General features: G+C 54.4%; 4 protein-coding genes and 1 pseudogene. 4 read left to right on the top strand and 1 reads right to left on the bottom strand.

Annotated elements, in window-relative coordinates:
• Nucleotides 1–718 (bottom strand): annotated as a pseudogene (locus J9889_RS16120) (IS630 family transposase); the annotation flags it as partial.
• A 209-nt stretch (nucleotides 719–927) separates the two neighbouring features.
• On the opposite strand from J9889_RS16120, the gene istA reads away from it, so the two are divergent.
• The 4 genes from istA to J9889_RS16100 all read left to right on the top strand — a co-directional run.
• Nucleotides 928–2,493 carry an IS21-like element ISAs27 family transposase gene (gene istA / locus J9889_RS16115; protein ID WP_043851823.1) on the top strand — a complete coding sequence of 522 codons (1,566 nt, stop codon included), beginning with the start codon at nucleotides 928–930 and terminating at the stop codon, nucleotides 2,491–2,493.
• Nucleotides 2,494–2,515: 22 nt separating this feature from the next.
• Entirely contained in the window at nucleotides 2,516–3,271 is a 756-nt protein-coding gene (gene istB, locus J9889_RS16110; RefSeq protein ID WP_043851824.1) for an IS21-like element ISAs27 family helper ATPase IstB, read from the top strand.
• Between the two features lie 98 nt (nucleotides 3,272–3,369).
• The gene (locus tag J9889_RS16105) at nucleotides 3,370–4,440 is read left to right on the top strand and encodes a LuxR C-terminal-related transcriptional regulator (protein ID WP_043852304.1); all 1,071 of its coding nucleotides are present in this window, start codon (nucleotides 3,370–3,372) and stop codon (nucleotides 4,438–4,440) included.
• Nucleotides 4,441–4,553: 113 nt separating this feature from the next.
• The coding region (locus J9889_RS16100; RefSeq protein WP_210557342.1) for a transposase at nucleotides 4,554–4,921 on the top strand (368 nt) is incomplete at its 3' end.

Below are 4,921 nucleotides of genomic sequence, written 5' to 3'. Positions count from 1 at the left end.
ACTTAGGGTTTTTCTTCAACCATCGCTCGGTCTGTTTGCTTTTGTGAATGATGTAGTTATCGAGGATCAGCGTGATGGTTTTGGCTCGTCGGTAGTGGCGACGCAGCTTTTCCAGCATGGCGATAAACAGGGATGAGTTTTTCTTTATCCCACTGACGTAAAGCACTCTTCCGTTGCCTGCATGGAGAACGCCTGCCAGGTAATGTTTCGCGTTCTGTCCCGGCGTGACAACCCGCTTTTGCTGCGCTCTGAACATCCAGTCGGCCCCTAATTTGGGATTGAGGTCTATATCGACTTCATCCTCATAAAACACCGGATTATCGGCATCACAGCGGGCCAGCGCAGCGTCGATATCCGCCATTTTCTCCTGATAGGCTGGGTCTTTTATCCGCAAGGTCGGCACGGGCCTTCGCCAGACAATGCCCATACGCGGTAACCATCGACGGAGCGTGGAGGCTGCCATATTGAGGCCTGTTAACCGATTGATTTTGATAGCCAATAGTTCGGTACACCAGCGGCTGCGCTGATAACCAAAATCTTGCGGAGAAAACTGCATGAGCAGCACCAGTAAAGTGACAATCTTGGCAACAGGTAAGACTGGGGCACGGCCAGCCGGTAAGGCTTCTAGCGCATCTATGCCTTCATCTCGATACCATCGAAGCCAACGGCCGATGGTCGAGCGAGCAGCGCCGGTAAGGTGATGAACATCAGTGACCGTGCAACTGCATATTCCCACGCATGGCGATCGCTCAATAACATTCATGCCGATCACGTAATAACATCCATGCCGATCACTCAATAACATCCCACGCCGATCACTTTTTACCCTCGATGGGAAACCATGATCGGCATCCATGTTATTGGTGACTTTTTCTCCCCGCTTCGTTAAACCCGCACTTTCCCATCTGCTCCAACAGAGGAACGTGCATGTCTGCGAGGCCTATCACTGTGAGAAAACTCAAAGAAATTCTTCGCCTTAAATATCAGGCTCAACTGGCTCATCGGCAGATCGCCCTCAGCCTGCATATCTCTCCTAGCACCGTATCCTATTACCTCAACCGGGCGGCTCAACTGGGTATCATGACCTGGCCCCTGTCTGAGTCCTGGGATGATGTCTCCCTGGAGCGCGCATTTCTCAAGACCTGCTCTGTTCATAAAACTCAGCACAAACCCACTCCCAACTGGGCCTTGTTGCATCAGGAACTCAAAAAACCAGGTCAAAAAGGCGTGACCCTCGAGCTGCTATGGCAGGAGTACGCCGAGCGCCATCCAGGCTCCCACTACAGCTACAACCACTTCTGTCGGCTCTATAAAGAGTGGGCGGCGCTGCTGCAACCCTCGATGCGGCAGACCCATATTGCGGGCGAAAAACTCTTTGTCGACTACTGCGGCCAGACCATGCCCATTGTCGATCCGCATACCGGCGAGATCCTTTACCGGGCCCAGATCTTTGTCGCCGTGCTGGGGGCCTCCAACTACACCTTTGCCGAGGCCACCCGCTCCCAGCAGCTCGATGACTGGGTGATGAGCCACAAGCGCGCTTTCGAGTTCTTTGGCGGTGTGCCGCAATTGGTGGTACCTGATTGCCTCAAGAGTGCCGTCAGCGTGGCGCGCAATACCGATCCGGATCTCAACCCTACCTACCAGATGCTGGCGGCCCATTTCGGTACGGCGATCATGCCCGCGCGGCCCCGCAAGCCGAAGGATAAGTCCAAGGCGGAGGTGGGCGTGCAGATCGTCACCCGCTGGATCCTGGCGGTGCTGCGTCATGAAACCTTCCATAGCCTGGCCCAGCTCAATCAGCGAATGGGTGAACTGCTGACCCGGCTCAACCAGAAATCCTTCCAGAAGCTGCCTGGCTGCCGTGCCTCACTGTTTGCCGAGCTCGATGCACCGGCGCTCAAGCCGTTGCCGGATTATCCCTATCACTACACCAAAGTAGTGCCGGTGCTGGTTGGTAAGGACTACCACGTCGATCTGGAAAAGCACTATTACTCAGTGCCCTATGCCTTGCAGGGCAAGCGGCTGGAGGCGCATCTGGCCGAGCATACCGTCACGCTGTACCACGCGGGCAAGATCGTGGCCGAACACCAGCGGAGTCATCACAAAGGCCAGCACAGCAGCCTGCGTGAACACATGCCCGCGCATCATCAGGCACTGCTGGAGTGGTCGCCAGAGCGACTGCTTGGCTGGGCGGCGTCCATCGGCCCCTACACCACGCATTGGGTGGATGGCTTTATCCGGCAGGCAGAGCATTCGACGCAAGCGGTGCGCCCTTGCCTGGCCTTGCTGGGGCAGAGCAAAACCTATGGCAAGGAGCGGCTGGAAGCGGCCTGCCTCCGGGGGCACCTGACCGGCGCCAACCGGCTGCACAACATCCGCAGCATGCTCAAGCATGGCCTGGAGGAGCAACAACTCATTGCCAACGAGCGACAGGATCCGCTGCAAGACATCCGTCATGACAATGTCCATGGCGAGCACTACTTCCACTAACCCCACGGATCAGGAGAAGCCGATGCAATTACACCTCGATGAACAACTAAGCCGCCTGCACTTGAGCGGCATGAAACAGGCTCTGAACCAGCAGCAGGCCCAGAGCATGCTGTACCTGGATATGGGTTTTGAAGAGCGGCTGCAACTATTACTGAGCCATGAGCTGGTGCAGCGGGAGCAGAGGAAAACCAACCGCCTGGAGAAGCAAGCCCGGTTCCGGCTAGCCGGACAGGTGGAGCAGCTCGACTATCGGGCGGGTCGAGGCGTGAGCAAAGCGCAGATCCGCCAACTGCTGGAAGGACACTGGCTGAGTCATCAACAAAACCTGCTGCTAACGGGCGCGGCAGGCTGTGGCAAGAGTTACCTGGCGTGTGCCCTGGGCCGTTACTTTATCCGGCAAGGAGTGGGCGTGCGGTATTACCGGCTGAAAACCCTACTTGAAGAGATGCGACTGGCCCAAGCGGATGGCAGCTATCCGAAACTGCTGGAGCGGGTAAGCAACATAGGGGTACTGATCCTGGATGACTGGGGCATGGAGATGCTGGACGCGAGCGAACGCAGCAACCTGCTGGAGATCATCGATACCCGCTACGGCAACGTCTCAACGATAGTGGCGAGCCAATTGCCGGTGGAGAAGTGGTACGGGATGATCGGAGAGGCAACCTTCGCCGAGGCGATCTTGGACCGACTGATCCACAGAGCGGTGCGCGTGACCTTAACGGGAGAATCGATGAGAAAACAGGGCGCCAACTTGACCGATGCCGATCAGGCGGAGTAAAAGGAAGACGCTATAAACGCGGGCAGAAAAAAAGTGATCGGCATGATGTTATTGGCTGATCGACATGATGTTATTAGCAACAATGGAGGTTGGTGTGTATGGCAATTTGTATCTCGAAGCTACTGGAATTGCAGGGGCGTCTCTACGAGGCTGAGCAAGACTATGACCTCCTGTGCAAAATATTTGATGAGTTGAGATCTCTGTTCAATGCATCCGCTGCTAGCGTGGTACTGGCCCCCCGACAAACCCCTGAGGATGCTATCGTCTGGACCAAAAGCTATTCTCGCTCTGATCTGGCCTTTTATTTTGAACGCATGGCCGATGATGTTTTTCTCAACACCTATATGCAGCACATGCTGGTTGGCAAGGCGGCCATCGTTGATCAACTCTTGAACTTTGAGCGCATCGACAATCCAGTGTTCAGGGAAGAGATGGTGCCGCGTTTTCAAGCTCGTTATGCCCTGTGCATTCTGGTTCCTCTGAGTACCCGGGACGAGTTTGCGATCACCCTCCATCGGGATAAGACTCAACCCCCTTTCACTCCGGCTGAGCAACAGATGTTGCAATGGCTCTCCAACGGACTTGGCTGTTGGGCCAGAAGTTATCGTCGACGTCAGAGGTTCAATGAGGAACGTATACTACTGACGGCACTGCTGGAGCGTGATAATCGCCCACGCGCTGTAGTGGATCAATATGGGCATCTACAACTGACCAATCGTGCCATGCAGCAGGCGCTGGGTGAATATCACATCACACAGAACCCTGTTGACCATCAACTGGTCATTCCTTCTCGCTGGCTACCTCTTTGGCGGGAATCGTTGAGCCGTGGAACTGAAGGGCGTCTTGTTCTGTCTCTGTCAGAGTCTCATCAGGTGATCCTCGAATGGACTCCACTGCCAGAGCCCAGCGGATGGTTTGAATTGATGTTGATTGATCCTCGATGGGAGCATGAGCGGCACCTGCAACGTATGGAGCTACTTTATTGTTTGACTAAGAGCGAACAGGATGTACTTACCCTGCTCTCGCGTGGTCTGACCGGAGCAGAGGTCGCTCGCCTTCGAGGGGTCTCTTTGGAGACTGTAAAAAGCCAAATAAAAACACTGTTGCATAAAACCGGCACCAATAATCAAAACGATCTACTTAACTTGCTGTTCAATATATCTCATTAAGCACTGAATCGCCCCCAGTTCCCTAGACACCTCATAGCCTTACCTGATTACCCATGATTAGCAGTCACCACGAGCTATACTGATCTTACGTACAGTTACTGAGGTGCGAGATCATGGCCAAAAGCAAAGTCCAATTCCAGAAAGGCTACAGCCTGTTTGATTTTTTCAAGGACTATGGCACTGAAGCGCAGTGCGAAAACGCGCTGCTTGCTTGGCGTTTTCCGAACGGTTTCATCTGTCCTGAGTGCGCCAACAAGACCTGCTGTCGCCTGAAAAGTCGGCCACGCGTGCTGCAATGCAATAACTGCCGTCACCAGATGTCATTGACTGGAAACACGATTTTTGCAAACACAAAACTCCCACTGACCAAGTGGTTTCTGGCGATGCAGCTGCTGTCACAGACCAAAACTGGCTTGTCAGCGATGGAGCTAAAGCGCCAGTTGGACGTCAAATATGACACCGCCTGGATGCTCAAGCACAA

Source organism: Aeromonas sp. PrichA-15 (assembly GCF_017939245.1).
In the GTDB taxonomy this organism is placed as follows: Bacteria; Pseudomonadota; Gammaproteobacteria; order Enterobacterales; family Aeromonadaceae; genus Aeromonas; species Aeromonas caviae.
The sequence above is the reverse complement of the archived record's forward strand: the minus strand, read 5'-3'. Positions and strand labels throughout refer to the sequence as shown.